At 66.5% G+C, this 22318-nt stretch carries 22 protein-coding genes; 11 read left to right on the top strand and 11 right to left on the bottom strand.

All coding sequences use genetic code 11. From position 1 onward, the window contains the following. Positions 1-123: 123 nt before the first annotated feature. Positions 124-426: an FtsB family cell division protein gene (locus tag OR37_RS01775; protein WP_004615428.1), complete on the bottom strand. Its 303-nt coding sequence runs from the start codon at positions 424-426 to the stop codon at positions 124-126. Between the two features lie 352 nt (positions 427-778). After that, positions 779-2059, bottom strand: coding sequence for a phosphopyruvate hydratase (gene eno, locus OR37_RS01780; protein WP_004615430.1), 1281 nt, complete (start codon positions 2057-2059; stop codon positions 779-781). Positions 2060-2173: 114 nt separating this feature from the next. Here eno and OR37_RS01785 point away from each other — a divergent pair, with 114 nt between their 5' ends. Continuing rightward, complete coding sequence (locus OR37_RS01785) at positions 2174-2944, top strand: enoyl-CoA hydratase (protein ID WP_004615431.1); 771 nt, start codon at positions 2174-2176, stop codon at positions 2942-2944. Between the two features lie 2 nt (positions 2945-2946). Here OR37_RS01785 and OR37_RS01790 read toward each other — a convergent pair whose 3' ends face one another. From OR37_RS01790 to secG, 4 genes are all read right to left on the bottom strand, one after another. After that, a complete protein-coding gene (locus OR37_RS01790) occupies positions 2947-3960 on the bottom strand; it encodes a retropepsin-like aspartic protease (RefSeq protein WP_004615432.1) in 1014 nt (337 codons plus the stop codon). A gap of 122 nt (positions 3961-4082) precedes the next feature. Beyond that, positions 4083-4265: a 50S ribosomal protein L32 gene (rpmF, locus tag OR37_RS01795; protein WP_010919589.1), complete on the bottom strand. Its 183-nt coding sequence runs from the start codon at positions 4263-4265 to the stop codon at positions 4083-4085. Positions 4266-4390: 125 nt separating this feature from the next. Continuing rightward, positions 4391-6043 (bottom strand): CTP synthase, encoded by a 1653-nt coding sequence (locus OR37_RS01800; protein ID WP_004615434.1) that lies wholly within the window; start codon positions 6041-6043, stop codon positions 4391-4393. A gap of 113 nt (positions 6044-6156) precedes the next feature. Beyond that, the gene (secG, locus tag OR37_RS01805) at positions 6157-6702 is read right to left on the bottom strand and encodes a preprotein translocase subunit SecG (RefSeq protein WP_004615435.1); all 546 of its coding nucleotides are present in this window, start codon (positions 6700-6702) and stop codon (positions 6157-6159) included. 141 nt (positions 6703-6843) lie between these two features. Here secG and OR37_RS01810 point away from each other — a divergent pair, with 141 nt between their 5' ends. From OR37_RS01810 to OR37_RS01845, 8 genes are all read left to right on the top strand, one after another. Then, entirely contained in the window at positions 6844-7356 is a 513-nt protein-coding gene (locus tag OR37_RS01810) for a GNAT family N-acetyltransferase (RefSeq protein WP_004615436.1), read from the top strand. A 112-nt stretch (positions 7357-7468) separates the two neighbouring features. Next, on the top strand, positions 7469-9259 hold the full coding sequence (locus OR37_RS01815; protein ID WP_004615437.1) for a glycosyltransferase family A protein: 1791 nt from the start codon (positions 7469-7471) through the stop codon (positions 9257-9259). Positions 9260-9366: 107 nt separating this feature from the next. Next, positions 9367-10149: a cystine ABC transporter substrate-binding protein gene (tcyJ, locus tag OR37_RS01820; RefSeq protein WP_004615438.1), complete on the top strand. Its 783-nt coding sequence runs from the start codon at positions 9367-9369 to the stop codon at positions 10147-10149. Between the two features lie 2 nt (positions 10150-10151). Continuing rightward, the gene (gene tcyL / locus OR37_RS01825) at positions 10152-10811 is read left to right on the top strand and encodes a cystine ABC transporter permease (protein WP_004615439.1); all 660 of its coding nucleotides are present in this window, start codon (positions 10152-10154) and stop codon (positions 10809-10811) included. Next, positions 10808-11548, top strand: a complete 741-nt coding sequence (locus OR37_RS01830; RefSeq protein ID WP_004615440.1) for an amino acid ABC transporter ATP-binding protein — start codon at positions 10808-10810, stop codon at positions 11546-11548. The genes tcyL and OR37_RS01830 overlap by 4 nt, the downstream gene beginning before the upstream one ends. Before the next feature lie 145 nt (positions 11549-11693). Continuing rightward, positions 11694-11996, top strand: coding sequence for a hypothetical protein (locus OR37_RS01835; RefSeq protein WP_004615441.1), 303 nt, complete (start codon positions 11694-11696; stop codon positions 11994-11996). A gap of 41 nt (positions 11997-12037) precedes the next feature. Next, positions 12038-14131, top strand: a complete 2094-nt coding sequence (gene recG / locus OR37_RS01840) for an ATP-dependent DNA helicase RecG (protein WP_004615442.1) — start codon at positions 12038-12040, stop codon at positions 14129-14131. A 75-nt stretch (positions 14132-14206) separates the two neighbouring features. Next, positions 14207-14998, top strand: a complete 792-nt coding sequence (locus OR37_RS01845) for a class I SAM-dependent methyltransferase (RefSeq protein WP_004615444.1) — start codon at positions 14207-14209, stop codon at positions 14996-14998. On the opposite strand, the gene OR37_RS01850 is transcribed toward OR37_RS01845, so the two are convergent. Continuing rightward, entirely contained in the window at positions 14995-15939 is a 945-nt protein-coding gene (locus OR37_RS01850) for a DUF808 domain-containing protein (RefSeq protein WP_004615446.1), read from the bottom strand. The genes OR37_RS01845 and OR37_RS01850 overlap by 4 nt on opposite strands. 109 nt (positions 15940-16048) lie before the next feature. On the opposite strand from OR37_RS01850, the gene OR37_RS01855 reads away from it, so the two are divergent. Continuing rightward, positions 16049-17017: a phosphotransferase family protein gene (locus tag OR37_RS01855; RefSeq protein ID WP_004615447.1), complete on the top strand. Its 969-nt coding sequence runs from the start codon at positions 16049-16051 to the stop codon at positions 17015-17017. After that, positions 17014-17385, top strand: coding sequence for a DUF6285 domain-containing protein (locus OR37_RS01860; RefSeq protein ID WP_004615448.1), 372 nt, complete (start codon positions 17014-17016; stop codon positions 17383-17385). Before OR37_RS01855 ends, OR37_RS01860 begins: the two co-directional genes overlap by 4 nt. Here OR37_RS01860 and OR37_RS01865 read toward each other — a convergent pair. From OR37_RS01865 to rfaD, 4 genes are all read right to left on the bottom strand, one after another. Then, the gene (locus tag OR37_RS01865) at positions 17359-18504 is read right to left on the bottom strand and encodes a DUF3089 domain-containing protein (protein ID WP_004615449.1); all 1146 of its coding nucleotides are present in this window, start codon (positions 18502-18504) and stop codon (positions 17359-17361) included. The two genes, OR37_RS01860 and OR37_RS01865, sit on opposite strands and share 27 nt — an antisense overlap. Positions 18505-18547: 43 nt before the next feature. Beyond that, positions 18548-19750: an acetyl-CoA acetyltransferase gene (locus OR37_RS01870; RefSeq protein WP_004615450.1), complete on the bottom strand. Its 1203-nt coding sequence runs from the start codon at positions 19748-19750 to the stop codon at positions 18548-18550. 10 nt (positions 19751-19760) lie between these two features. Continuing rightward, positions 19761-21227, bottom strand: a complete 1467-nt coding sequence (locus OR37_RS01875) for an OB-fold domain-containing protein (protein WP_004615451.1) — start codon at positions 21225-21227, stop codon at positions 19761-19763. Positions 21228-21312: 85 nt separating this feature from the next. Then, positions 21313-22314: an ADP-glyceromanno-heptose 6-epimerase gene (gene rfaD / locus OR37_RS01880; protein WP_004615452.1), complete on the bottom strand. Its 1002-nt coding sequence runs from the start codon at positions 22312-22314 to the stop codon at positions 21313-21315. Positions 22315-22318: the final 4 nt, after the last annotated feature.

The following is a 22318-nucleotide window of genomic DNA, read 5'->3' on the forward strand; positions in this document are numbered from 1 at the left end:
AGAGCGTTTCCGCCGATATTTCGTCGGTTCCGCGAAGAAAGCGCCTTCGTTTGCCGTCAAGATCGGCCCGGATCGCAAGATCCTCGAACCGACCCTCAGCCGTTTCCAAGGCTAGATGATCGGTCAGCCGGTACGCTTGACGCGGATCACATAGTCTCTCGGGTCGGCATATCCCAGGAGCGAACGCGCGCGTTCCTCCAGAAGATCGGCCGACAGGCTGTCGTTGCGTAATAGACGAGCGCGGGCCTCCAGGTCCATCCTCTCCGCGCGTATCTTCCTGAGTTCCTTCGTTTTTGCTGCGAGGTCCGCATTGCGCTGCGAGATCGACAGAAGGCCCCTGTCACCCGTCAAGGCGTGAAAGGCGAAGTAGAAAATCAGAAAAAAGATCGCCGCGGTCGGCAGGAAGGGTTGCAGTCGGGCGAACATTTGAGCGTCCCAAAGAGGGATTCGTAGGATCGCCGACCCTGCTTAACGCCTTCTAAATCCACGCCTTGAGCAGGGTAATCATCAGGTCGCGAATTAGGCGAATGATGCTTTCAGATGAGATGGTTTCAACCGCATCGAGATGCCGCATCGCCGAAGCCATTTCGCGCCCGCGAACACACCTGAGATGGTCTCTTTTGAAACCAACAACGGACCTTTAGAAAAATTGTGGGTTAACGACGCGGCGGCCGGGCGCGTGGCGCGCGTGAAACCGAGGTCACACCCAGAATCGCGAAAGGCGCGGCCCTCTTTCGAGAACCACGCCTTCGCCATTTCGATAGGTTGATGGGGCGACTTAGCGCCCCTTAAGCGCGGCGCGACCGGCGTATACGCCTTGATCGTCCAACATTTCCTCGATGCGCAGCAGTTGGTTGTACTTGGCCGTGCGGTCCGAGCGGGCCAGCGAACCGGTCTTGATCTGACCGCAGTTCAGCGCGACGGCGAGGTCGGCGATCGTCGAGTCCTCGGTCTCGCCCGAACGGTGGCTCATAACGCTGGTGTAGCCGTGGCGGTGCGCCAGCTCGACCGCGTCGATGGTTTCCGACAGCGTGCCGATCTGGTTGACCTTGACCAGGATCGAGTTGGCCAGACCCTTGTCGAGGCCGATCTGGAGACGCTTGGGGTTGGTCACGAACAGGTCGTCGCCGACCAGCTGGACCTTCTTGCCCAGGGTGTCGGTCAGCAGTTTCCAGCCGTCGAAGTCGTCCTCGGCCATGCCGTCCTCGATAGTCAGGATCGGGAACTTGGCGACGAGGCCCGCCAGGTAATCGACCATCGCGGCCGGATCCAGCGACTTGCCCTCGCCTTCCAGCTCGTACTTGCCGTTCTTGAAGAACTCGGTCGAGGCGACGTCCAGGCCCAGGACGAAATCGTCGCCAGCCTTGTATCCGGCCTTCTCGCCAGCCTTGACGATGAAGTCGAGCGCGGCTTCAGCGCTGGCGAGGTTCGGGGCGAAGCCGCCCTCGTCGCCGACATTGGTGTTATGGCCCGCGTCCTTAAGAGCCTTCTTCAGGGCGTGGAAGATCTCGGCGCCCATGCGCAGACCTTCGCGGAAGTCCTTGGCCCCGGTCGGCAGGATCATGAATTCCTGGATGTCGATCGGATTGTCGGCGTGGGCGCCGCCGTTGATGATGTTCATCATCGGAGTCGGCAGCACGCGAGCGTTGACGCCGCCCACATACTTGTAGAGCGGCAGGCCGGCCGACTCCGCGGCGGCCTTGGCCGTGGCCAGCGAGACGCCCAGAATGGCGTTGGCGCCGAGGCGAGCCTTGTTCGGCGTGCCGTCCAGCTCGATCAGCAGGTTGTCGACCCGGCGCTGGTCCTCGGCGTCCACGCCCGACAGGGCGTCGAAGATCTCGCCATTGACCGCGTCGACGGCTTGCTGGACGCCCTTGCCCAGGTAGCGATCCTTGTCGCCATCGCGCTTTTCGTTGGCCTCGTGGGCCCCCGTCGAGGCGCCCGACGGCACCGCGGCGCGACCGAAAGCGCCGTCTTCCAGGACGACGTCGACTTCGACCGTCGGGTTGCCCCGGCTGTCGAGAATTTCGCGGGCGATGATGTCGACGATCTCGGTCATGGACTGCTCCTCAAGGCCAAAAGGCGCGGCAGGCTTTAGCCGCCAAGCGCCGTGGGCGCAACTTGACTTCCCTTCGGACGGCGGCCTGATCATGGGTCACAAAGGGAGAAGCGCATGCTGGACGTCGAACGACGTGGCCCCGTGGCCATCGTGACCCTCAATCGGCCGGAGGCGATGAACGCGCTCTCCAAGGCCCTGCGCAAGGCGCTGTTCGACGCCATGACCGCCCTGGACGCCGATCCCGACATCGCCGTCGTGATCCTGACCGGCGCCGGCGAGCGCGCGTTCACGGCGGGCCTGGACCTCAAGGAGCTCGGCGGCGATCCCGACGCCATGAGCGCGGCCAACGACCAGGACGCCCGCTCCAACCCCGTCCGCGCGGTCGAAACCTGCCGCAAGCCGGTGATCGGGGCGATCAACGGCGTGGCCATCACGGGCGGCTTCGAACTGGCCCTGGCCTGCGATGTCCTGATCGCCTCGGAGACCGCGCGCTTCGCCGACACCCACGCCCGGGTCGGCATCATGCCCGGTTGGGGCCTGTCTCAGAAGCTCTCGCGCCTGGTCGGTCTCTATCGCGCCAAGGAGCTTTCGCTGACCGGCAACTTCCTCGACGCTCGCACGGCCGCCGACTGGGGCTTGGTCAATCGCGTCGTCCCCGCCGCCGATCTGTTGCCGACCGCGCTGAAGCTGGCGGAAGACATGGCGACGATCCCGGTGGAGACCCTGTCGTTCTACAAGCGCCTGATCGACGACGGCTACGCCCGTTCCTTCGGCGACGGTCTGGCGCTGGAGCACGAGCGCTCCAGCGGCCACAACCGCGAGGTCACGCCCGAGCGCGTCGAGGAACGGCGTCGCCAGGTCATGGCGCGCGGCCGCTCGCAGTAGCGTCAGGCGTTCCAGGCCGGCGGGGTCAAGCCGCCGGCCTGCCCGAGGCGGAACAGCACCCGCCCCGCGCCGAAATCCAGTTCGACGCGGGCGAACAGGCGCAGTACGTCCACGCCCAGCAGCGCCGCCGGCCGATTGTTCAGCGCCCAGACGTCGAAGATGTGCAGATCGGCGAAGGCCATGGGAATGTTGGTGATCCGCAGATCGCCCAGCACGATCGATGGCACGATGCGGAATTCGCCGAGCTGCATCTCGCCCCCAGCGGTCAGCAGGCGGGCCGGGCGCGCCTGATCGGGCGAACGCCGTCGACGGGCCGCGATCGCGCGGGCGAGCGCCATGTTGCCGATGCTGACTCCGCCTCCGGAGTCGATGAAGGCCAGAGACCGCGCGCCGGCGATCCTGGAATCCGCCAAGGTCAGCCGGCCAAACTTCTGGTCCGCCAAGATGGAAATCTCACGCGCCGCGCGGACCATGTCGCGCATCGGCTGACTGCGCCGGACTTCCAGCTGTTTCTTGACGAAATCCATGACGACGTCGCGACCGTCCAAGATGTCCACGCCGAGCAAGCCATCGCCCCCTACCCGCTCGTAAGGCAGAACCGGCAAAACGACATCCGACAGTCGCGCATCGCCGGTGCGCAAGGCCGCCACGCGAACGGTCGAGCTGGTCACCGAACCGGAAACGCCGTGGACGATGATCTCCGGCCCGGGCGGCAGGGCCAGCCGCTCGACAAGGCCTGGGGTGAGGACGCTTCGATCGGCCCCGGTGTCGACGGCGAATTCGAAGGGTCCCTGCCCATTGATCATGACCGGCACGGTCATGCGGGCGTCCTCGTCGAGAGAGGCGTCCAGAACCAGCAAGGGCTGATCCGCCGTCGCGCCGCCGGACGCGGCCTGGAGCGGGACCTGGCTCGCCGGGACTTGGCTCGGCGGGACCAGCGTGGTCGCGTCCGCCAGCGCGGGTCGCGCGGCGAGTGAAAGACCCAGTCCCGCCGCGATGGTTCGGCGTGTGAACATGGGCGCACCTCCCTGCCCGGGAGGCTAACATCGTTCTTCGAGCTTGCGACGGAAATACGACGAAAAACGCCGCCCGGCGTAACCAGGCGGCGTTTTCAAGCCGTCGGAGACGAGAAGGAGACTTAGTCTTCCTTCGGCGTCAGGATCTGCTTGCCGTTGTACATGCCGGTCTTCAGGTCGACATGGTGCGGACGGCGCAGCTCGCCGGTGTCCTTGTCCTCGATGAACGAGTTGGCGCCCAGGGCGTGGTGCGACCGGCGCATGTTCCGGCGAGAAGGCGAAGTTTTTCTTTTAGGAACGGCCATCGAAGTGACTCTGCTCGCTGAGCGTGAAAATCGGAAGCGGCGGCCTGGGAACGCCCGAGCCGCCGCGTGAGGGCGCGCTTATGCCCGAATCTCTCCCCACATGCAAGGACCTGGGGAAAAACCGTTTAGACCAAGCGCCCATGCTCCTTAGCCGCCGCGATAAAGCTGGCGAAAAGGGGGTGCGGCGCGAACGGGCGGCTCTTCAGTTCGGGGTGATACTGAACGCCGATGAACCAAGGATGGTCGTCCCGCTCGACGATTTCGGGCAACACGCCGTTGGGCGAGCGGCCCGTCAGCTTCAGCCCCGCCTCCTCCATCAGGTGCACGTAGCCGATATTGACCTCGTAGCGGTGACGGTGGCGCTCGCTGATCTCGGTGCCGCCATAGATCTGGGCGACCTTCGATCCCGCCGTCAGCACCGCGTCATAGGCGCCCAGGCGCATGGTGCCGCCCAGATCGTCGTTGGCGCGACGCTGGACCATCTCGTTGCCCTTGATCCACTCGGTCATCAGGCCGACCACCGGGCGATCCGTGGGACCAAACTCCGAAGAGCTGGCGTCCTTGATCCCGGCGACGTTCCGCAGAGTCTCGATGACGGCCATCTGCATCCCGAAGCAGATGCCGAAATAAGGCACCTTTCGCTCCCGCGCGAACTGGGCCGCGCGGATCTTGCCTTCCGCGCCTCGCTCGCCGAAGCCACCGGGCACCATGATGGCGTGGGCGTTCTCGAGACGCGCGGCGGCCGCGCCCTCGTCGCCCTCGAACGTCTCGCTTTCGACCCAGTCCAGGTTGACCTTGACCTTGTTGGCCAGGCCGCCGTGGTGCAGGGCCTCGATCAGCGACTTATAGGCGTCCTTCAGAACCGTGTACTTGCCGACCACGGCGATGGTCACCTCGCCATCGGGATGCTGGACGGTCTGATCGATCGTCTTCCAGCGCGACAGGTCCGGAGCGGGCGCGTCGCTCATGCCGAAGACGTCGAGGACCTCGGCGTCCAAGCCCTGCTCGTGATAGTCGATCGGCACCGCGTAGATGGACGAGGAGTCCATCGCCTGAATGACCGCGCTGGGGCGGACATTGCAGAACTGGGCGATCTTGCGCTTTTCCTCGGCCGGGATTTCCTGCTCGCAGCGGCACAGCAGGATGTCCGGCTGGATGCCGATCGAACGCAGCTCCTTGACCGAGTGCTGGGTCGGCTTGGTCTTCATCTCGCCGGCCGTCTTGATGAACGGCAGCAGCGTCAAATGGATATAGCAGCTCTGCTGGCGCGGCAGGTCCTGGCGCAGCTGGCGAATGGCCTCGAAGAACGGCAGCCCCTCGATGTCGCCGACCGTGCCGCCGATCTCGACCAGCACGAAGTCGACCGGCTTCTTGCCCGTCTCGTCCATCGCGGGCGACAGCACGAAGTCCTTGATCTCGTTGGTGACGTGGGGGATGACCTGGACGGTCGCGCCCAGATAGTCGCCGCGACGCTCCTTCTCGATGATCGTCTTGTAGATCTGGCCCGTCGTGATGTTGTCGGCCTTGGTCGCCGACACGCCGGTGAAGCGCTCGTAGTGGCCCAGATCCAGGTCGGTCTCGGCCCCATCGTCGGTCACGAAGACCTCGCCGTGCTGATACGGGCTCATGGTGCCCGGATCGACGTTCAGATAGGGATCGAGCTTACGGAGACGGACCTTGTAGCCACGCGCTTGCAGCAGCGCGCCGAGCGCCGCCGAGGCCAAACCCTTGCCAAGCGAGGAAACCACGCCGCCGGTGATGAAGATGTACCGCGTCATGGGCGATCAGATTACCCGTGATTCGACGACGCTGGTGAAAAGACCTGCGTTCATCAACAAGATTAAACCCCCGAGGTCGCCCTCGGGGGTCGGTTAGGATCCGTCTGCGACGGTTAGGACTTGGGCTGGCTGGCCGGCGGCGCCGAGACCGTGGGCGGCGCGGCGGCTTCGGCGGGCTTTTCGGCGGCCTTGGACGCCGCGGCGGGCTTCTTTTCGGCCTTCGGAGCCTCGGCCTTCGGAGCCGGCGCCGCGGGCGTGGGCGCATTGATCTGCGGCGTCGGCGCCTGGATGGCGCCCGCCGGGGCGTTGCTCGGAGAGGCCGGCAGCGAGTTCAGCGAACCGGGCGTCGGCACGGCCGGCTGCGGCGCGGCGTTCAGGGTCTTAGCGTCCAGGCCCTGGATGTTGAGGCGATCGGCCACCGAGCCGCCGCGATCCATACGACCGGTCAGGATGGTCAGGATCAAGCTGATGATCAGGAACACCGAGAACAGGATCCAAGTGATGCGGGTCAGCAGGTCGCCCGCGCCTCGCGCGGTCATGAAGCTGGACGAACCGCCGCCCATGCCCAGCGCGCCGCCTTCCGACCGCTGCAGCAGCACGACCCCGATCAGGGCCAGGCAGACGACGATGTTGATGGCCAGCAGAACGCCGATGAGCATGACGAATGTGTTCTCGATCCGGGCGCGGGCGAAATGCCGCGCGAAAAACGAAGCGGCCCCTCTACCACTAGAGGCGGCGACGCGCCATAGCTGGGAAGCGTGCCGCCTCGCGCAAGTCCTCAAACTCAATCTCCGGACCGCATGATCCTCGAGACCGAACGCCTGATCCTCGCGCCGCTGACGGTCGAAGACGCCCCCCTGATCTATCCGTTTCTCAGCGACGCGGAGGTGATGTCGAACCTGGATCAGGAGCCGATCGAGGATCCCGACGAGGTGGCCAGCCGCGTCGCCGCTCAGGTCGAGGAGATGAACGCCGGCGACGCCGCCTATTGGGCCGTGCGTCACGCTAGCGGCGCGTTCCTGGGCTATTGCGAGTTCATCGATATCGACAAGCGCCACGACCGGGCCGAACTTCGCTTCGTGATCGACCGCGAAAGCTGGGGTCAGGGATTTGGCTCGGAAGCCGTCAGCGCCCTCCTCGCTCACGCCGCCAGCGAAGGGCTCAAGAGCCTGGTGGCCAGCGTCCACGTCGGCGACAACCGCGCCGAACGGCTGCTGGAAAAGCTGGGCTTCAAGGCGGCGGGTTATCTCAAGGGCGCCGTGCACCGCGACGGCGAACGACGCGACCGTCGACTGTACGGTCTGGAGCTTTAAGCGCTTCTCTTTCAGGTGCGGCGATCAGTGTTATCGACCCGGATGGTTAACGATAGCATCCTGCACGCCTCGTCGCCGCCGCGAATCGGCCGCGTCCGGAACGGAGAACCCGATGCGATCGCCCGCCGAGATGGACATCGTCCAGATCGACATAAGCACCAAGTGCCACCTGGCCTGCTCGAACTGCACGCGGCTGATCCCGCACCAGACCCAGCGCTCGGACATGCCGGTCGAGACCTTCGAGCGCGCGGTCAGGAGCATGGAGGGCTGGAACGCTCCCAATAAACTCATCGGCGTTATCGCCGGCGAACCCACCCTTCACGGCAATTTCGAGCGGATCTCGCGTCGCTTCGCCGAGCTGTGGGGCGGCGAGAACACCAATAACGGCAAGTTCCCGATCAAGGACTTCAACGACTTCGCCACCCAGCGCCTGTTCGACCGCTCGAACGGCCGCGGACTGTGGACCAGTCTCGGCAACGGCTTCTATCGCCACTACGAGACGATCATGGAGGTCTACAGCCACTTCAACACCAACACCCACGAGACCGCGGGTCAGCACCAGGCGCTGCTGATCACCCGCAAGGACTATACCGGCGCGACCGGAATGTCGGACGCCGAATGGGAATACAACCGCGACAACTGCTGGGTGCAGAAACTCTGGTCGGCCACGATCAATGACAAGGGGGCCTATTTCTGCGAGGTCGCCGGCGCGATCGACCGCCTGTATTTCGACGGCAAGCACGCCTGGCCGGTCGAGCACGGCTGGTGGCAGCGCACGCCCAGCGACTTCAAGGACCAGTTGGAGCTCTGCAACTACTGCGCCCTGGCCCAGCCGGGTCCGTCGCAGCTGGACCTGCTGGACCGCGACATCATCTCGGCCGAGCACAAGCAGATCCTGAAGAAGCTGGGCAGCCCGGCGATCCGCAAGCGCGCCTACGAAATGTTCGACCCCGAGCTGCACATGCAGAAGCGCCAGGTCGAGACGCGCGATAACTATGTGGGCGACGCCAGCTCGGGTCGCCGGGTCGGGATTGGTCATAATTCGACCAAGCCCCGCCGCGTGGTCTGCGTGATGACGTCGGTTGGCTACGGCGACGACCTGGCCCTGACCTTGCCGCCGAACATGCGGGAGTTCGATGAAGTCATCGTGGTCACGACCAACGACGACGCGCGCACCCAGGAGGTGGTGGCGGCGAACGGCGCGACCCTGGTGATCTCGGATCGCTGCTTCGAGGACGACCACGCCTTCAACAAGGGCAAGATGCTGAATGACGGCTTGAAGGTGTTGAAGGACGCCGACTGGATCGTTTTCACCGACGCCGACATCATCATGCATGAGGGCTTCTACGAGATCTTCATGTCGCACTCGTGGAATCCCGGGTGCCTCTATTTCACGACCCGGATCGACAGCCAGAAGGTCGAGGGCAAGACCAGCGAGACGACGAACTCTCAGCCGAACGGCTACTTCCAGCTGTTCAACGCCAAGGCCCTGGCCATCCGCGACAGCTGGCCCAACATCGTCAACGAGAACTTCTGCTCGGCCGGCAGCGTCGACAGCTGGTTCTATCAGCAATGGCGCGACGACCAGTTGATCGGCATCACCGACATTCCCGTCCAGCACATCGCCAGCGAACGCCTGGGCGAGAACTGGAACGGCAAGCAGGCCAAGCCCAAGAAGTGGCGGCAGTTCGGCATTCTGACCGTGAACGGCATCACGCCGCTGATGCCCGCGACCGAGGTGCCGGAAACCGTGCGCCTGACCGACACCCGCTTTGGCGAGACCCTCACCGTGCATCGCGACGAGATCCCGGCCCACGTCCAGTTCAGTCCGAACGGTGGTCTGATCTTCAAGGGTAAGGACATCGGGCGCATGCACATCCACGTCGCGTACTGGGCCGACTGAAGCCCGCCTGCGAGGCGACATCCGACTTGAGACCGTCATGTTCGGGCTGGCGAACCGCGCGCGCCCGTATAGAAATGAGCGAGAATTTTCCGCCCTAAGGTCTTTCGATGCGATTCCCCGCCCGCCGCGCCGTCCTGACCGGTCTTGGCCTTTCGCTCCTCGCCGCCTGCGCCAAGAAGGCGGAGACCGCCAGCGCCTGGGAGCGGATCAAGGCCTCCGGCGTGCTGCGCATCGCCCTGGAAGGCACCTATCCGCCCTTCAATTTCCAGGGCAAGGACGGCCAACTGACGGGCTTCGAGGTCGATTTCGCCAAGGCGCTTGCCGCCCAACTGGGCTTGAAGCCGAAATTCCAGACCGCGCCTTTCGCCGGCCTGCTCGGCGCGCTGGAATCCGGCCGCGCCGACGTGGTGATCAACCAGATCACCATCACGCCCGAACGCGAGGCCAAATACGATTTTTCCGAGCCCTACACGATCTCGGGCGTCCAGATCATCAAGCTGAAGGACCGGCCTGGCCTGGAAAAGCCCGAGGACCTGGCCGGCAAGAAAGTCGGCGTCGGCCTGGGCACCAACTACGAGCAGTGGGCGCGCGCCAACGTGCCGAGCGCCGACATCCGCACCTATGACGACGATCCCACCAAGTACCAGGACCTGAAGGCCGGCCGCATCGACGCGGTGCTGAACGATCGTCTGGTCGCCGCCGACTTCGTCAAGACCTCGCCGGAATTCGTCGCGTCGGGCGAGCCCTTCGCGGCCCAGGGCGCGGGCGTGGCGATGAAGAAGGATCCGGGCCTCAAGGTCGTCATCGACCAAGCCATCGACGCGCTGCGGTCCAGCGGCAAGTTGAGCGCGATCTCGCAAAAGTGGTTCGGCCTGGACGTGACCCACTAGGCATGGAGAGCGGTCTCGATCTGCTGCGCCAGTCGGCGCCGTTTCTGCTGAAGGGCGCGGTCTACACCGTTCTGCTCAGCGTGATCGGCATGGGGATTGGCGTCTGTCTCGGCTTCGGCCTGGCCCTGATGCGGCTGTCGCGCTCGCCGCTGCTTCGATGGCCGGCGTCCGCCTATGTCTCGGCCTTTCGCGGCACGCCGCTGCTGGTGCAGCTCTTTCTGATCTACTACGGCTTGCCGCAGTTCGGCATCGAGATGCCGCCGCTCCTGGCCGCCGGCATCGGCTTTTCGCTGAACGTCGGCGCCTATGCCTGCGAGATCCTGCGCAGCGCGATCGACGCCGTCGACAGGGGCCAGTGGGAAGCCGCCAGCGTACTCGGCATGAGCCGGGGTCAAACCCTGCGGCGGATCATCCTGCCCCAGGCGGCTCGCACGGCGGTGGCGCCCTTATCCAACAGCTTCATCGGCCTCGTGAAGGACACCTCCCTGGCCGCCACGATTCAGGTCCCCGAGCTGTTCCGCCAAGCCCAGTTGATCACCGCCCGAACCTACGAGATTTTCGCCATGTATCTGGCGGCCGCCGCCATCTACTGGATCGTCTCGACCGTGCTCGCGGCCCTTCAGGGGCAGCTGGAGCGCCGCGCGGCGGAGGGCCGCCGATGAGCGCGATCGAAGCCAAGGGCCTGCGCAAACGCTTCGGCGACACCCCTGTGCTGGCCGGTGTCGACCTGACCGTCAGCCCCGGCGAGGTGGTGGCCGTCATCGGCCCGAGCGGTTCGGGCAAGAGCACCCTTCTGCGCTGCCTCGCGGGGCTTGAGCCGCTGAATGGCGGCGAGCTGACGATCGCGAATGTCACGGCCGGCGGGACGGTTCCCCTAGCCAAGGCGCTTAATGGGCGGGTCGGCTTCGTCTTCCAGAACTTCAACCTCTTCCCGCACAAGACCGCGCTTCGGAATGTGATCGAGGGCCCGGTGGTCGTCCGCAAGGCGGACCCGACCCAGGTCGTCGCCCAGGGCCTGCAGCTGTTGGAAAAGGTTGGCCTGGGCGACCGCGCCAACGCCTACCCTGCCGCTCTGTCCGGCGGCCAGCAGCAGCGTTGCGCGATCGCTCGGGCGCTGGCCATGGATCCCGAAGTCATCCTTTTCGACGAGCCGACCTCCGCCCTCGACCCCGAACTGGTGGGCGAGGTCCTGGCCGTGATCCGCGACCTGGCCGCCGAGAAGCGCACCATGGTGATCGTCACCCATCAGATGGATTTCGCCCGCGACGTGGCCGACAGGACGATCTTCATGGACGGGGGCGTTATCGTCGAGCAAGGCCCGTCGGAACAACTCTTGGCCTCCCCGCGCGAGGAGCGGACACGCCGGTTCCTGGCGCGTTCCGGCGTCCTGCGGCCATAGCCAAGCAGCCATAATTTGGCCCACGGCGCGCTTCACCACGAACGCGCGCATTAGGCGAAATCATCCGCTGCTTCCGCGCGCGGATGCGCTATAAACATTTGAATCTCAAGCCCTCCGCCGGGTGGCTTTTAGTGGCGAGGACAGCGTGAAGCCTTATATCGAAGTCAAGGGCGCCTCGGGCGCGGTCTACCGCTACAAGCTGGCCGAAAGCGGCGAACCAGCGACCACGATCGCCGGCAACTACCTCTATGTCGACGCCGGGGGCCAGGTCGTCTACGCGGGCGAAGCCAACAACCTGGTCGACGCCAAGGCGCGCTGGTCGGAAGCCTACGCCCGCCATGGCGCGACCTGGCTCTACACCCGCCTGAACGTCTCGGGCGCGTCGCGGGCGGACGAATATTCCGACATCGTCATCGCCCTGCAGCCGGTGATGAATCAGGCCGACTAAACCGCTGCCGGCTGGGCGCGCTCGGGCTATGGTCGCGGCGAATGCGTCCGGAGATTCTCTTCCCCCTGTTCACCTCGGTATCCACGCTCAAGGGCGTGGGTCCCCGCGTCGCGCCGCTCGTCGAGAAGCTGGCGGGCCCCATCGTGCGCGACGTCCTGTTCACCGCGCCGACGGGCCTGATCCGGCGCGGCCTGACCACGGTCGACCAGGCCGTCGAGGGACAGGTCCAGACCTTCGTGGTCACGATCGACGCGCATCAGCCGCCGCACCGCCTGGGCTATCCTTGGAAGATCCGCGCCTGGGACGGCACGGGCTTCCTCACCCTGATCTGGTTCAAGGGCCACGGACCGCATCTGGAACGCCAGCACCCGAAGGGCGCGCGGCGCGCCGTCAGCGGCAAGGTCGAAAGGCCCGACGGCTACGCCTCCGAGCTGCAGATCGCCCACCCGGACTATATCGTCGACGAGGCCAAGGCCGGCGACATTCCCGAGATCGAGACGGTCTACCCCGCCACCCATGGCCTGCCCTCGCGCGCCTTCCGCAAATTCGCGCTTGAGGCCTTGGCGCGCGCGCCCGCGCTGCCCGAATGGCAGGATCCGGCCTGGCGGGAGTGCGAAAGACTGCCTGGCTGGCGCGAGGCCCTGGCGGCCCTGCACGCCCCCGCCAGCGAGGCCGATCTGTCGCCCTTGGCCCGTCCGCGCCGCCGCCTGGCCTACGACGAACTTCTGGCCCATCAGCTCGCCCTGGCCCAGCGCAAGGCCTCGCGACGCGCGACGCCGGGACCGCGCATTCCTGCGGGCGCGCTTTCAGAAGCCGCCGAGAAGGCCCTGCCCTTCAGATTGACGGGCGCTCAGATCCGAAGCCTCTCCGAGATCCGCGGCGACCTGGCCTCGGGCGAACGGATGAGTCGGTTGCTCCAGGGCGATGTCGGCTCGGGCAAGACCGTGGTGGCCATGCTGGCCATGGCCGACGCCGTCAGCGGCGGCTTCCAGTCAGCCTTGATGGCGCCGACGGAAATCCTGGCCCGCCAGCATTTCGAGACGATCGCCGCGCCGCTGGAGGCCTTGGGCCTGTCCGTGGTCCTGCTGACCGGCCGCGACAAGGGCGCGGGCCGCGCGGCCAAGCTGGCCGGGATAGCGGATGGTTCGCACCATGTGATCGTCGGCACCCACGCCCTCTTTCAGGACGATGTCGTCTACAACAACCTCGCCCTGACGATTATCGACGAACAGCACCGCTTTGGCGTCAACGAGCGCCGCCGCCTGCAGGACAAGGGCGCCCACGGCGGCGAAGGCGTTCATCTGCTGGCCATGTCGGCCACCCCGATACCGCGCACCCTGGAGCTGACCGTGTTCGGCGACCTGGACGTCTCGCGCATCGACGAAAAGCCGCCGGGCCGCACGCCTGTCGCCACCCGCGCCGCGCCGACGCCGCGGGTCCCCGAGATCGTCGAGCGCCTGCGGGGCGCCATCGCCGGCGGAGCCCAGGCGTTCTGGATCTGCCCGCTCGTCTCGGAGTCCGAAAAGGTCGACCTGCGCGCCGCCGAGGATCGCGCCGCCGATCTCGCCCGTCGCCTGCCCGGGGTCGGCCTGGTGCACGGCCAGATGCCCCCGGCGGAGAAGGACGCGGTCATGCAGCGCTTCGTCGATGGCGAGGTCAGCGTGCTGGTCGCCACCACGGTGGTCGAGGTCGGGGTCAATGTGCCCAACGCCAGCATCATGGTCATCGAACACGCCGATCGCTTCGGCCTCGCCCAACTGCACCAGCTGCGCGGCCGGGTCGGTCGAGGGGCGAGAGAGAGCTCTTGCGTCCTGCTCTACGACCCGCCGCTGTCGGACGTGGCCCAGCAACGTCTCGATATCCTGCGCCGCAGCGACGACGGCTTCGAGATCGCCGAAAAGGACCTCGAACTGCGCGGGGGCGGCGATCCGTTGGGACTCAAGCAAAGCGGTTTCCCGGCCTATCGCCTGGCCGACCCGGCAGCGCACCGCGACCTGATCGCCGTGGCGGCCGACGACGCGCGACTGATCCTGGCCAGGGACCCGAACCTGACCTCGCCGCGCGGCCAGGCCTTGCGCATGCTGCAGGAGCTGTTCGACTGGAAACCAACCTCGCCGCTGAACGAGGCGGGTTGAAACCTCGCGCCGAATGGCTTCGCGGCGACGCTTAATCTGCTAGGCCTTGGCGACGCGAACGCGGAGGCCCCCGGAATGCTTACGGCCGATCAGAGATATCTACGCGACCAGCAATATCGCGACGCCAGCAAGCTGGAAGCGCGTTCGCGCCTGCACCGCAAGTACGGTCGAAGCGACTGGTATCCCTGGCTGGTGGAGCATGGCCATTGGCCCGAAGGCGCGGCCTGTCTCGACTCCGGCTGCGGCGCGGGCGCGTTCTGGGCGACGGCCGCACGTCTGCTACCACCCAGCCTTTCGCTCTGCCTGCTGGACCTTTCGCCCGGCATGGTCGCCACCGCCGTTGAAGCGGCGCGCGCGACCGGTCGATGGTCGAGCGTGCGCGGTGAAACAGCGGACGCCACCATCTTGCCGTTCGAGGGCGACGCCTTCGACACGGTTCTGGCGATCCATATGCTTTACCACCTGCCCGATCCCGAAAAGGGTGTGGCCGAGCTGCGCCGGGTTCTGAAGCCCGGCGGCGTGGCCATGATCGCGCTGAACGGCCGGGACAATATGCGAGAACTGAGCGACCTTCGCCGCCGCGTTCAGCCGGAAACAACGCCTCGCCCAAGGCCCCTAGATGTGATCGACGCCGAGCCGCTGCTCCGCGCGCACTTCGAACAGGTGGACCTGGTCTTCTATCCAGACACCCTGGTCTGCACCGATGCGCGGGACGTCATAGACTACATGCTTAGCATGCCGCCGCTGGATGAGGCTCCGGAAGCCGAGCAAGCGGCGCTCGTCGATATCGTGCGCCAGGAATTTGATCGGCGGGGCGGCGTCTTCGAGATCGGAAAAGAAGTCGGCTTGTTTCTCTGTCGCGCCTAGTGCGCCGCCTCACCCTTCTGGTGATGCCATAGGTGCATGATCCCCGCCAAAGCGCCACCGATCGTCAGACCGACGGCCGCCGAGCCCAGCGCGAAGGCCAGCCAGGCGGTCAGGCCGCCGACGACCGGCGCCTGCCGCGCCCAGTGCGACAGCCCTTCGACCCAGACCGGCACGGGAGTCAGGTGAAACTTCTCCAGGCCGTGGACGATGATGCCGCCGCCGACCCATAGCATCGCCGCCGTACCGATGAGGGTCAGGGCCTCCATTGTCCAGGGCATGGCCTTGACCAGACCGCGCCCGAAGCCGCGCAATCCGCGCGACGTCCCTCGCGAGAGATGCAGGCCGATGTCGTCCATCTTCACGATCAGGGCCACGGCGCCGTAGACCCCCACGGTCAGCAGGACGCCGACAATGACCAGGGCGGCGGCTTGGATCCCGAGCGGCTGGTCGGCGACATCGGCCAGGGCGATGGCCATGATCTCGGCCGACAGGATCAGGTCGGTGCGGATCGCGCCGGAGACCTTCTGCTTTTCGAGCTCCGGCCCGCTAAGGGCTAGCTCTTCCACCGCCTCGCCCTCGGCCTGCGGCGTGAAGGCCTCCAGCACCTTCTCGGTCGCCTCGAAGGCCAGATACGCCCCGCCGCACATCAGGATCGGCGTCACCGCCCACGGCGCGAACGCCGACAGCAAGAGCGCGCCCGGCAGCAGGAACAACAGCTTGTTGCGAAGAGAGCCCAGGGCGATCTTCCAGACGATCGGCAGTTCGCGATCGGGCGAGAAGCCCATGGCGTAGCCCGGCGTCACCGCCGTGTCGTCGACCACCACGCCCACTGCCTTGGAGCCCGCCTTGCCGGCGGCCGCGCCGATATCATCCAGCGAGGCGGCGGCGAGCTTGGTGATGCCGGCGACGTCATCAAGCAGCGCGGCGAGACCGGAAGGCATTCAGGAATCCTGTCGTCGAGGTTGAGCCCGAAGGCCTAAGGGGCGTCGGGGTCCGCGTAAAGTCGCAAGTCGCTTGCCTAACGCTGGGGCAAGGCGGGAAGCTTCGCGCATGACCGTCGTCGCCGCCCTCGATCGCCTTGCGCCGCGCCTGTCGCCGACCGCGACGCGTGCGATCAACGCCCGCCGTCTGTCGGGCGGCGCCAGCCTGGAAACCTGGGCTTTCGACCTCGATGACGGCGCGCCGCTGATCCTGCGTCGCCGGACCTCGGGCTCGGCCCTGCGAGAGACGGCCCTGCCGCTCGACCACGAGGCGTCTCTGATCCGGGCGGCCAGCGCCGTCGGCGCGCCGGCGCCCAGCGTCGTCCACGTCTGCGCGCCGGAAGACGATCTGGGCGAGGCCTATGTCATGCGCCGCCTGGAGGGCGAGACCCTGGGACGCCGCATCGTTCGCGACGAGGCCTTCGCGGCCGTTCGTCCCGGCCTGGCCCGACGCTGCGGCGAGGTGCTGGCGCGGATCCATGCCGTTCCCACCGAGGGGTTGCCAGAGCTGGCGACCTCGGATGCGCGTGGCGAACTGGCGCGTTACGAGGCTATCTATCGCGAGTTGGGTGCCGAGCGGCCGATCATGGAGGCCGCGTTCCGCTGGCTGGAGGCCGCGGCGCCGTCGCCGCCCGAACGTCCGGTGCTGGTGCACGGCGATTTCCGGAACGGCAATCTGATGATCCACCCAAAGGACGGGCTGGTCGGGGTGCTGGACTGGGAACTCGCGCATCTGGGCGATCCCGCCGAGGACCTGGGCTGGATCTGCGTCAATTCCTGGCGCTTTGGCGAGTGGCGAAAGCCGGTCGGCGGCTTTGGCGACTATGCCGACCTGCTGGCGGGCTACGGGGACAACATTCCGCTTGAGCGCGTCCGGTTCTGGCAGGCCCTGGGCTCCCTGAAATGGGGCGTCATGTGCCTGATGATGTACCAGAGCTTCGCGACCGGCGCGGACCGTTCCGTCGAGCGGGCCATGATCGGCCGACGGGCCAGCGAAACCGAGATCGATCTTGTCGCGCTGATGGAGGCCGCCGCGTGATCCGCCATCCGACCGCCGCCGAGCTGACGACGGCCGTGGCCGCCTTCGACGAGGAGACCGCCGCGCCCGGCGACGCTCGCCATGCCTTCCTGGCCCGCGTCGCCGACAACGCCCGCGCCATTCTGGAGCGCGAGGCCCGCGACGGCGAGCGGATCGAGACCGAGGCGCGGGCGCGGCTCGAAGGCCTGCTGGCGGAGACGGGCGATTTCGCCACGCTGAACGCCAATCTTTGTCAAGCGCTCAGGACCGGAAGGATCGCGCCGCTCGACCCGGCCTTGCTGGCTCATCTGCGCGCCACGGCGATCGCTCAGATCGCCATCGATCAGCCGACCTATGGCGGCCTACGGGCTTTGCTCGAGAACAGCTAGCGGACGGCCCGTCGCGGTCGCCACCCGAGCCCGCGCGTCGGCCTCGATGTCGGCGTAGAACAGATTGAACGCGTCGACCTTCCGGCGATCAGCCCACGAACCGCTATCGCGCAGGGCGTTGGACTTGGGTCGACTGGTGCGCAGCAGCCCGTTTTCGCAGACCGCCGAGACTTGGCGCTGCAGGAAGGCCGGTCGAGCGCCCCACTCCAGCCCCGTGGCGTTGGCCGCGCCCAGATTCATGCGGGCCGGCGCGCGCTCCAGCGATGCGCCGCCCAGCAGCGGGTTGAAGCACAGGGGCAATCGCCCATCCAGATTGTCGAGCTGGTCGTCCCCCTCCCAAACCAACGAGCGGGAGATCAGCTCGTGCACGTCCTGGAAATTGCCTTCCTCGGCCGAGGCCCAAGCGGCTAAGCAGCCGGTCTCCCCCCTCCGCTCGCAAGCGGGAAGCGGCGCGTTAGGCGTGTGTTCGTCGGCCGGCACCACGGTCTCGATCAGATAGGCGACAACCATCCGCTTCTTGAGATCGGGCCGGGCGGCGATCACCTCGCGCGCCAAGCGGTCGGCCAGTAGTCCGCCCTGCTCCACCCCGACCAGAATGAACGGCCGGCCCTGGTTATAGCGCGCCAGATAGGTCTCGAAGGCCTGCCTGACGTCGCCATACGCGAAGCGGCGGGCGTCGCGGGCGTCGTCGCGCAGCGTCAGATAGGTGTAGAGGCTGGCCTGGCGATAGCGCGGGGCGAAGATGCGGCCGATGCGGTCGAAGGGCCCAGCGTAGTTGGGCAGCACCACCCGCGAGAGGAACCGCGCGGCCTTGGGCTGGTCGATGGCCCCATTCCAGTCGCGACCGCCGTCGAAGCTGGTCGGGTGTACGAAGAAGATATCGACGGGACGATCGGCGGGCGCGGCCCCGGCGGGATCCTTGGGCCGCAAAGCCCAAGCGCTGGCCTGACCATAGTCCGGCGCCGGCGGCGGCTGGTAGGTCAGGAACGGAACCTTGGGATCCAGAGCGTTGCTCAGGATGTCGTAGCGCCAGATGAACGCCGCCGACAGCACCACCGTCAGCACCAGAAGCGCCCCGGCGAAGATCCAGCGCTTGAAGCCTTTGATCCGACTGCCCATGCCCCCTGGGTACACCAAGGTCCAACGGGCTTTAAGCCCTTTCCTAAGCGCCTTCCTGGCCGATGATCGCCACCGAGCAGACATTGCTGGCCGGCGCGCCGCCTAGATTATGGGTCATGCCGAAGACGGGATTGGCCAGTTGCCGCTCCCCGGCGCGCCCTTGGAGCTGCAGGTACATCTCGTACAGCATTCGCAAGCCCGAGGCGCCGATCGGATGGCCGAAGCACTTGAGGCCGCCGTCGATCTGGCACGGCACCCCGCCATCGGCGTCGTAGAAACCGTCCAGCACGTCGCGCCAGCCCTGACCTTCCGGCGAGATGAACAGGTCCTCCATCGTCACGAGCTCGGTGATCGAAAAGCAGTCATGCACCTCCATCATCGAGATCTGCTCACGCGGACGCTCGATGCCAGCCTCCTTGTAGGCCTTGCCGGCGGCGATGCGGGCGGTGTGGAAGTGGCTGCCGTCCCAACCGTTGTACTGGCTCTCATAGCCGTTCGAGACCGACAGCTGCAGCGCCTTGACCGTCACGAGGTCACGTTTGCCAAGGCTCCGAGCGATCTCGGGTGTGGTGACGATAGCGGCCGCGGCGCCGTCCGAGACGCCGCAACAGTCGAAGAGGCCCAAGGGCTCGGCGATCAGCGGCGCGTTCAGGGCCTGCTCGGCGGTGATGGGCTTGCGCAGGTGGGCCTTGGGGTTCTTGGCGCCATTGGCGTGGCTCTTGACCGAGACGTGGGCGATGGCGCGCTTCAACTCGTCCTTCGACACCCCGTGCTTGGCGCGATAGGCGCTGGCCAGTTGGGCGAAATTGCCAGGCGCCGAGCCGTTCGGCATGATCTGCGGGTTCAGCGTGCCCGGATTGGCGACCGGCAAGCCGCCATAGCCGGTGTCCTTCAGCTTCTCGACCCCGACCGCCAGGGCGATGTCGGCCGCCCCGGCAGCCACGGCATAGACCGCGCCGCGAAAAGCCTCCGAGCCCGAGGCGCAGAAGTTCTCGACCCGGGTGACGGCGATATTGGGTAGCCGCAGGGCGATCGACAGGGGCGTGCCGCCCTTGCCCGAACCGATCTCGTCGATGTGCGTCGAGAACCAGGCCGCGTCCAGCTGGGTGGGCTCGACCCCGGCGTCCTGCATGGCCTCCAGATAGGCCTCGACCATCAGGTCATCGGGACCCGCGTCCCAACGCTCGCCGAACTTGGAACAGCCCATCCCGAGGATGGCCACCTTGTCGCGAATACCTCTGGGCATGACGATCTTCCTATTCGGCGGCTTGGGCGTTTCGAGCGGCGATCGCCGCGCGGTCCGGCGCGGCTTTCCAGAAATAGCGGACGAAGCCGCGCTTCTCGTCGACCTCCTTGACGCGGAACACCATCCGCACCGGCAGGCCGGTCTCGACATCGCCTGGCGAGACGTCGGTGATGTCCATCATGATCCGCCCGCCGCCCTCGAAGACGATCATGCCGTAGTGGTTCGGCGGGGCCATGGAAAAGGTCAGATAATCAGCGGAGTAACTCAGAACATTCGCGCGGCGCTCGGCGAAGCGGTAGGGCTCCTGGGTGTCGACGGCGGGATTGTTCGGCGCCACCGAAATCCGAGTGCGCGGAAACTGGACGACGCCGGTCTCGCGGCAGCGACCGCCGACCAGCCCCAGGATCATGTCCTCGTTGCGATAGAGCGTGGTCAGGGCCGTCTTGTTGTCCTTCTCGGCCCTCATGCCCTTGTCCCATTCAATCAGGCCATTGAAGGTCAGGAATTTCAGATAGTTGGTTTCGGGTTCTCGATCCGCCAGGGCCCCGGTCACGCCGCGCGCGGGACGTCGGCCCTGGCCGGTGGCGCGAAACACCAGCGCCTCGGCGCCCTGGCCGAATTGCGCTACGAGGACGACCTCGTTTTCCCTAGCGTCTTCAAGAGCATGGGCCAACATGATCGGACCATGCGCGCAGCCGGCCTCCCCCATGACGGCGCCGAGATTGTCGCGAACGGCCTCGGCCCGGATTCCGACCGCCTTGGCCACGGTCGCGGCCATGCCCGAGAAGGTCGATGGGAAGCAGAATTGGTCGACTTGACCAGGACTTAGGCCCGCAGCCTCAAGCGCCTTTCGGATCGCAGGCGGGACCAGCTTGACGATCCCCTCGTCCCGGATCCAGCGCTCCTCCCAATAGTAGTCGAACCCGCCGCCGTCGCCTCGGAAGTGGTCGACGAAATCGTCGGTGACGCTGCCGCGCCCCAACAATTCGGCCGCGCCGGGCTCATCGGAAATCACGAAGGCCGCCGCGCCGTCGCCGAAGTCCAGCTCCTGGGTCGAGGCCGCGCGGGCCTTGCGGTGCTCGCCGATCGTGACCAGCGACCGGCCGCCCGCCGCCAGGGCCTGGCCCAGGGCCGTCAGTCCGCAGCGCTGCGAGCCGGTGACGTCACTGGCCGCGATCGATTTCTCCAGGGTCAGGGCCGCCGAAATGACGCCCGCGTTCAGGCGGTCGACGAACGGCGCCGTGGTCGAGGCGAAATAGAGGCTTTCGATATGGCTACGGTCATCGTCCGGGCCGAGCGCGTCGCGCGCCGCCTCCACCGCCATGGTCAGGGCGTCCTCGTCCCAGTTGGCCATGGACCGCTCGCCCTTGCCCTTGGCCCTCAGGTTCGGCGCGACCCAGGCGTTGGCCTCGGTCACCGCCTTGCGGCTCAGACGCAGACGCGGCGCATACGCGCCCCAGGCGGCGATGCCGGCCATGGACATACTCCCTGACGTCGAGGTTCGCGCCCCGATCTTGGGTCAGCCTACGCCAGCGAACGCCCTCGGCAACCGTGCCCTGACGTCAGCGGAAGGGATCGTCGGTGTTCAAGTAGCCGGCGACATAGTCGGCGACACCGTCCTCGAGCGACGTCATGGGCGCGTTATAGCCGGCGGCCCGCAGACGGCTCATGTCGGCCTGGGTGTAGTATTGGTACTTGCCGCGCAGCGCTTCGGGCATGTCGATATAGCTAATGTCCGGCGCGCGTCCGGCGGCCTGGAAGGTGGCCGCGGCCAGATCGCGGAACGAACGCGCGTGGCCCGAGCCCAGATTGAACACCCCGTTGACCGCCGAGCTGTTCGCCAGCCAGGCGATGACGTCGACCACGTCGCGGACATAGACGAAGTCGCGCAGTTGGCCGCCGTCCTCGTAGTCTGGATGATGCGACTTGAAGAGCTTGACGCCCTCGCCCGCGGCGATGCGCGGCCAGATCTGGGCCACGACCGACTTCATGCCGCCCTTGTGCCCCTCGTTGGGACCATAGACGTTGAAGAACTTCAGCCCGGCCCATTGCGCGGGCGCGTGGCCGCGATGGGCCTCGCGAACCGCGTAGATATCGAACAGCGCCTTGGACCAGCCATAGGCGTTAAGCGGTCGCAAGGCCCGCAAGCTCTCCAGGTCGTCCTTGCCCTCGAAACCCTGGGTTCCGTCGCCATAGGTCGCGGCCGACGAGGCGTAAATGAACCGCTTGCCGTGCCGGGCGCACCAGTCCCACAGGTCGCGGGACAGCACGAAGTTGGACTGCACGATCTTGTCGGCGTCCTGCTCGGTGGTCGAGGAAACAGCGCCCATGTGGACGACCAGCTCGACCTCGACGCCGCGCCTGGCCAGCCAGTCGTTGAGCTGTTCGGGCGCGACGAAATCGGCGATGGGATGCTTGGCGATGTTTCGCCACTTGCCGCTGGCGGCGTCGCGCAGACGGTCGCAGACCACCACGTCCAGAGCCGGGTCCTCGCAGAGGCGGGCCACGACGTTCGAACCGATGAAGCCCGCGCCGCCGGTGACGAGAACGATGCGTCGGGTCATGCCC

This window comes from Caulobacter vibrioides OR37, from assembly GCF_000372645.1.
In the GTDB taxonomy this organism is placed as follows: domain Bacteria; phylum Pseudomonadota; class Alphaproteobacteria; order Caulobacterales; family Caulobacteraceae; genus Caulobacter; species Caulobacter vibrioides_E.

What these genes read in the sequence shown, in the direction of transcription:
- OR37_RS01775 (WP_004615428.1), bottom strand. Translation starts at nt 426, where the DNA reads ATGTTCGCCCGACTGCAACCCTTCCTGCCGACCGCGGCGATCTTTTTT.
- eno (WP_004615430.1), bottom strand. Translation starts at nt 2,059, where the DNA reads ATGACCGAGATCGTCGACATCATCGCCCGCGAAATTCTCGACAGCCGG.
- OR37_RS01785 (WP_004615431.1), top strand. Translation starts at nt 2,174, where the DNA reads ATGCTGGACGTCGAACGACGTGGCCCCGTGGCCATCGTGACCCTCAAT.
- OR37_RS01790 (WP_004615432.1), bottom strand. Translation starts at nt 3,960, where the DNA reads ATGTTCACACGCCGAACCATCGCGGCGGGACTGGGTCTTTCACTCGCC.
- rpmF (WP_010919589.1), bottom strand. Translation starts at nt 4,265, where the DNA reads ATGGCCGTTCCTAAAAGAAAAACTTCGCCTTCTCGCCGGAACATGCGC.
- OR37_RS01800 (WP_004615434.1), bottom strand. Translation starts at nt 6,043, where the DNA reads ATGACGCGGTACATCTTCATCACCGGCGGCGTGGTTTCCTCGCTTGGC.
- secG (WP_004615435.1), bottom strand. Translation starts at nt 6,702, where the DNA reads ATGCTCATCGGCGTTCTGCTGGCCATCAACATCGTCGTCTGCCTGGCC.
- OR37_RS01810 (WP_004615436.1), top strand. Translation starts at nt 6,844, where the DNA reads ATGATCCTCGAGACCGAACGCCTGATCCTCGCGCCGCTGACGGTCGAA.
- OR37_RS01815 (WP_004615437.1), top strand. Translation starts at nt 7,469, where the DNA reads ATGCGATCGCCCGCCGAGATGGACATCGTCCAGATCGACATAAGCACC.
- tcyJ (WP_004615438.1), top strand. Translation starts at nt 9,367, where the DNA reads ATGCGATTCCCCGCCCGCCGCGCCGTCCTGACCGGTCTTGGCCTTTCG.
- tcyL (WP_004615439.1), top strand. Translation starts at nt 10,152, where the DNA reads ATGGAGAGCGGTCTCGATCTGCTGCGCCAGTCGGCGCCGTTTCTGCTG.
- OR37_RS01830 (WP_004615440.1), top strand. Translation starts at nt 10,808, where the DNA reads ATGAGCGCGATCGAAGCCAAGGGCCTGCGCAAACGCTTCGGCGACACC.
- recG (WP_004615442.1), top strand. Translation starts at nt 12,038, where the DNA reads ATGCGTCCGGAGATTCTCTTCCCCCTGTTCACCTCGGTATCCACGCTC.
- OR37_RS01845 (WP_004615444.1), top strand. Translation starts at nt 14,207, where the DNA reads ATGCTTACGGCCGATCAGAGATATCTACGCGACCAGCAATATCGCGAC.
- OR37_RS01850 (WP_004615446.1), bottom strand. Translation starts at nt 15,939, where the DNA reads ATGCCTTCCGGTCTCGCCGCGCTGCTTGATGACGTCGCCGGCATCACC.
- OR37_RS01855 (WP_004615447.1), top strand. Translation starts at nt 16,049, where the DNA reads ATGACCGTCGTCGCCGCCCTCGATCGCCTTGCGCCGCGCCTGTCGCCG.
- OR37_RS01865 (WP_004615449.1), bottom strand. Translation starts at nt 18,504, where the DNA reads ATGGGCAGTCGGATCAAAGGCTTCAAGCGCTGGATCTTCGCCGGGGCG.
- OR37_RS01870 (WP_004615450.1), bottom strand. Translation starts at nt 19,750, where the DNA reads ATGCCCAGAGGTATTCGCGACAAGGTGGCCATCCTCGGGATGGGCTGT.
- OR37_RS01875 (WP_004615451.1), bottom strand. Translation starts at nt 21,227, where the DNA reads ATGGCCGGCATCGCCGCCTGGGGCGCGTATGCGCCGCGTCTGCGTCTG.
- rfaD (WP_004615452.1), bottom strand. Translation starts at nt 22,314, where the DNA reads ATGACCCGACGCATCGTTCTCGTCACCGGCGGCGCGGGCTTCATCGGT.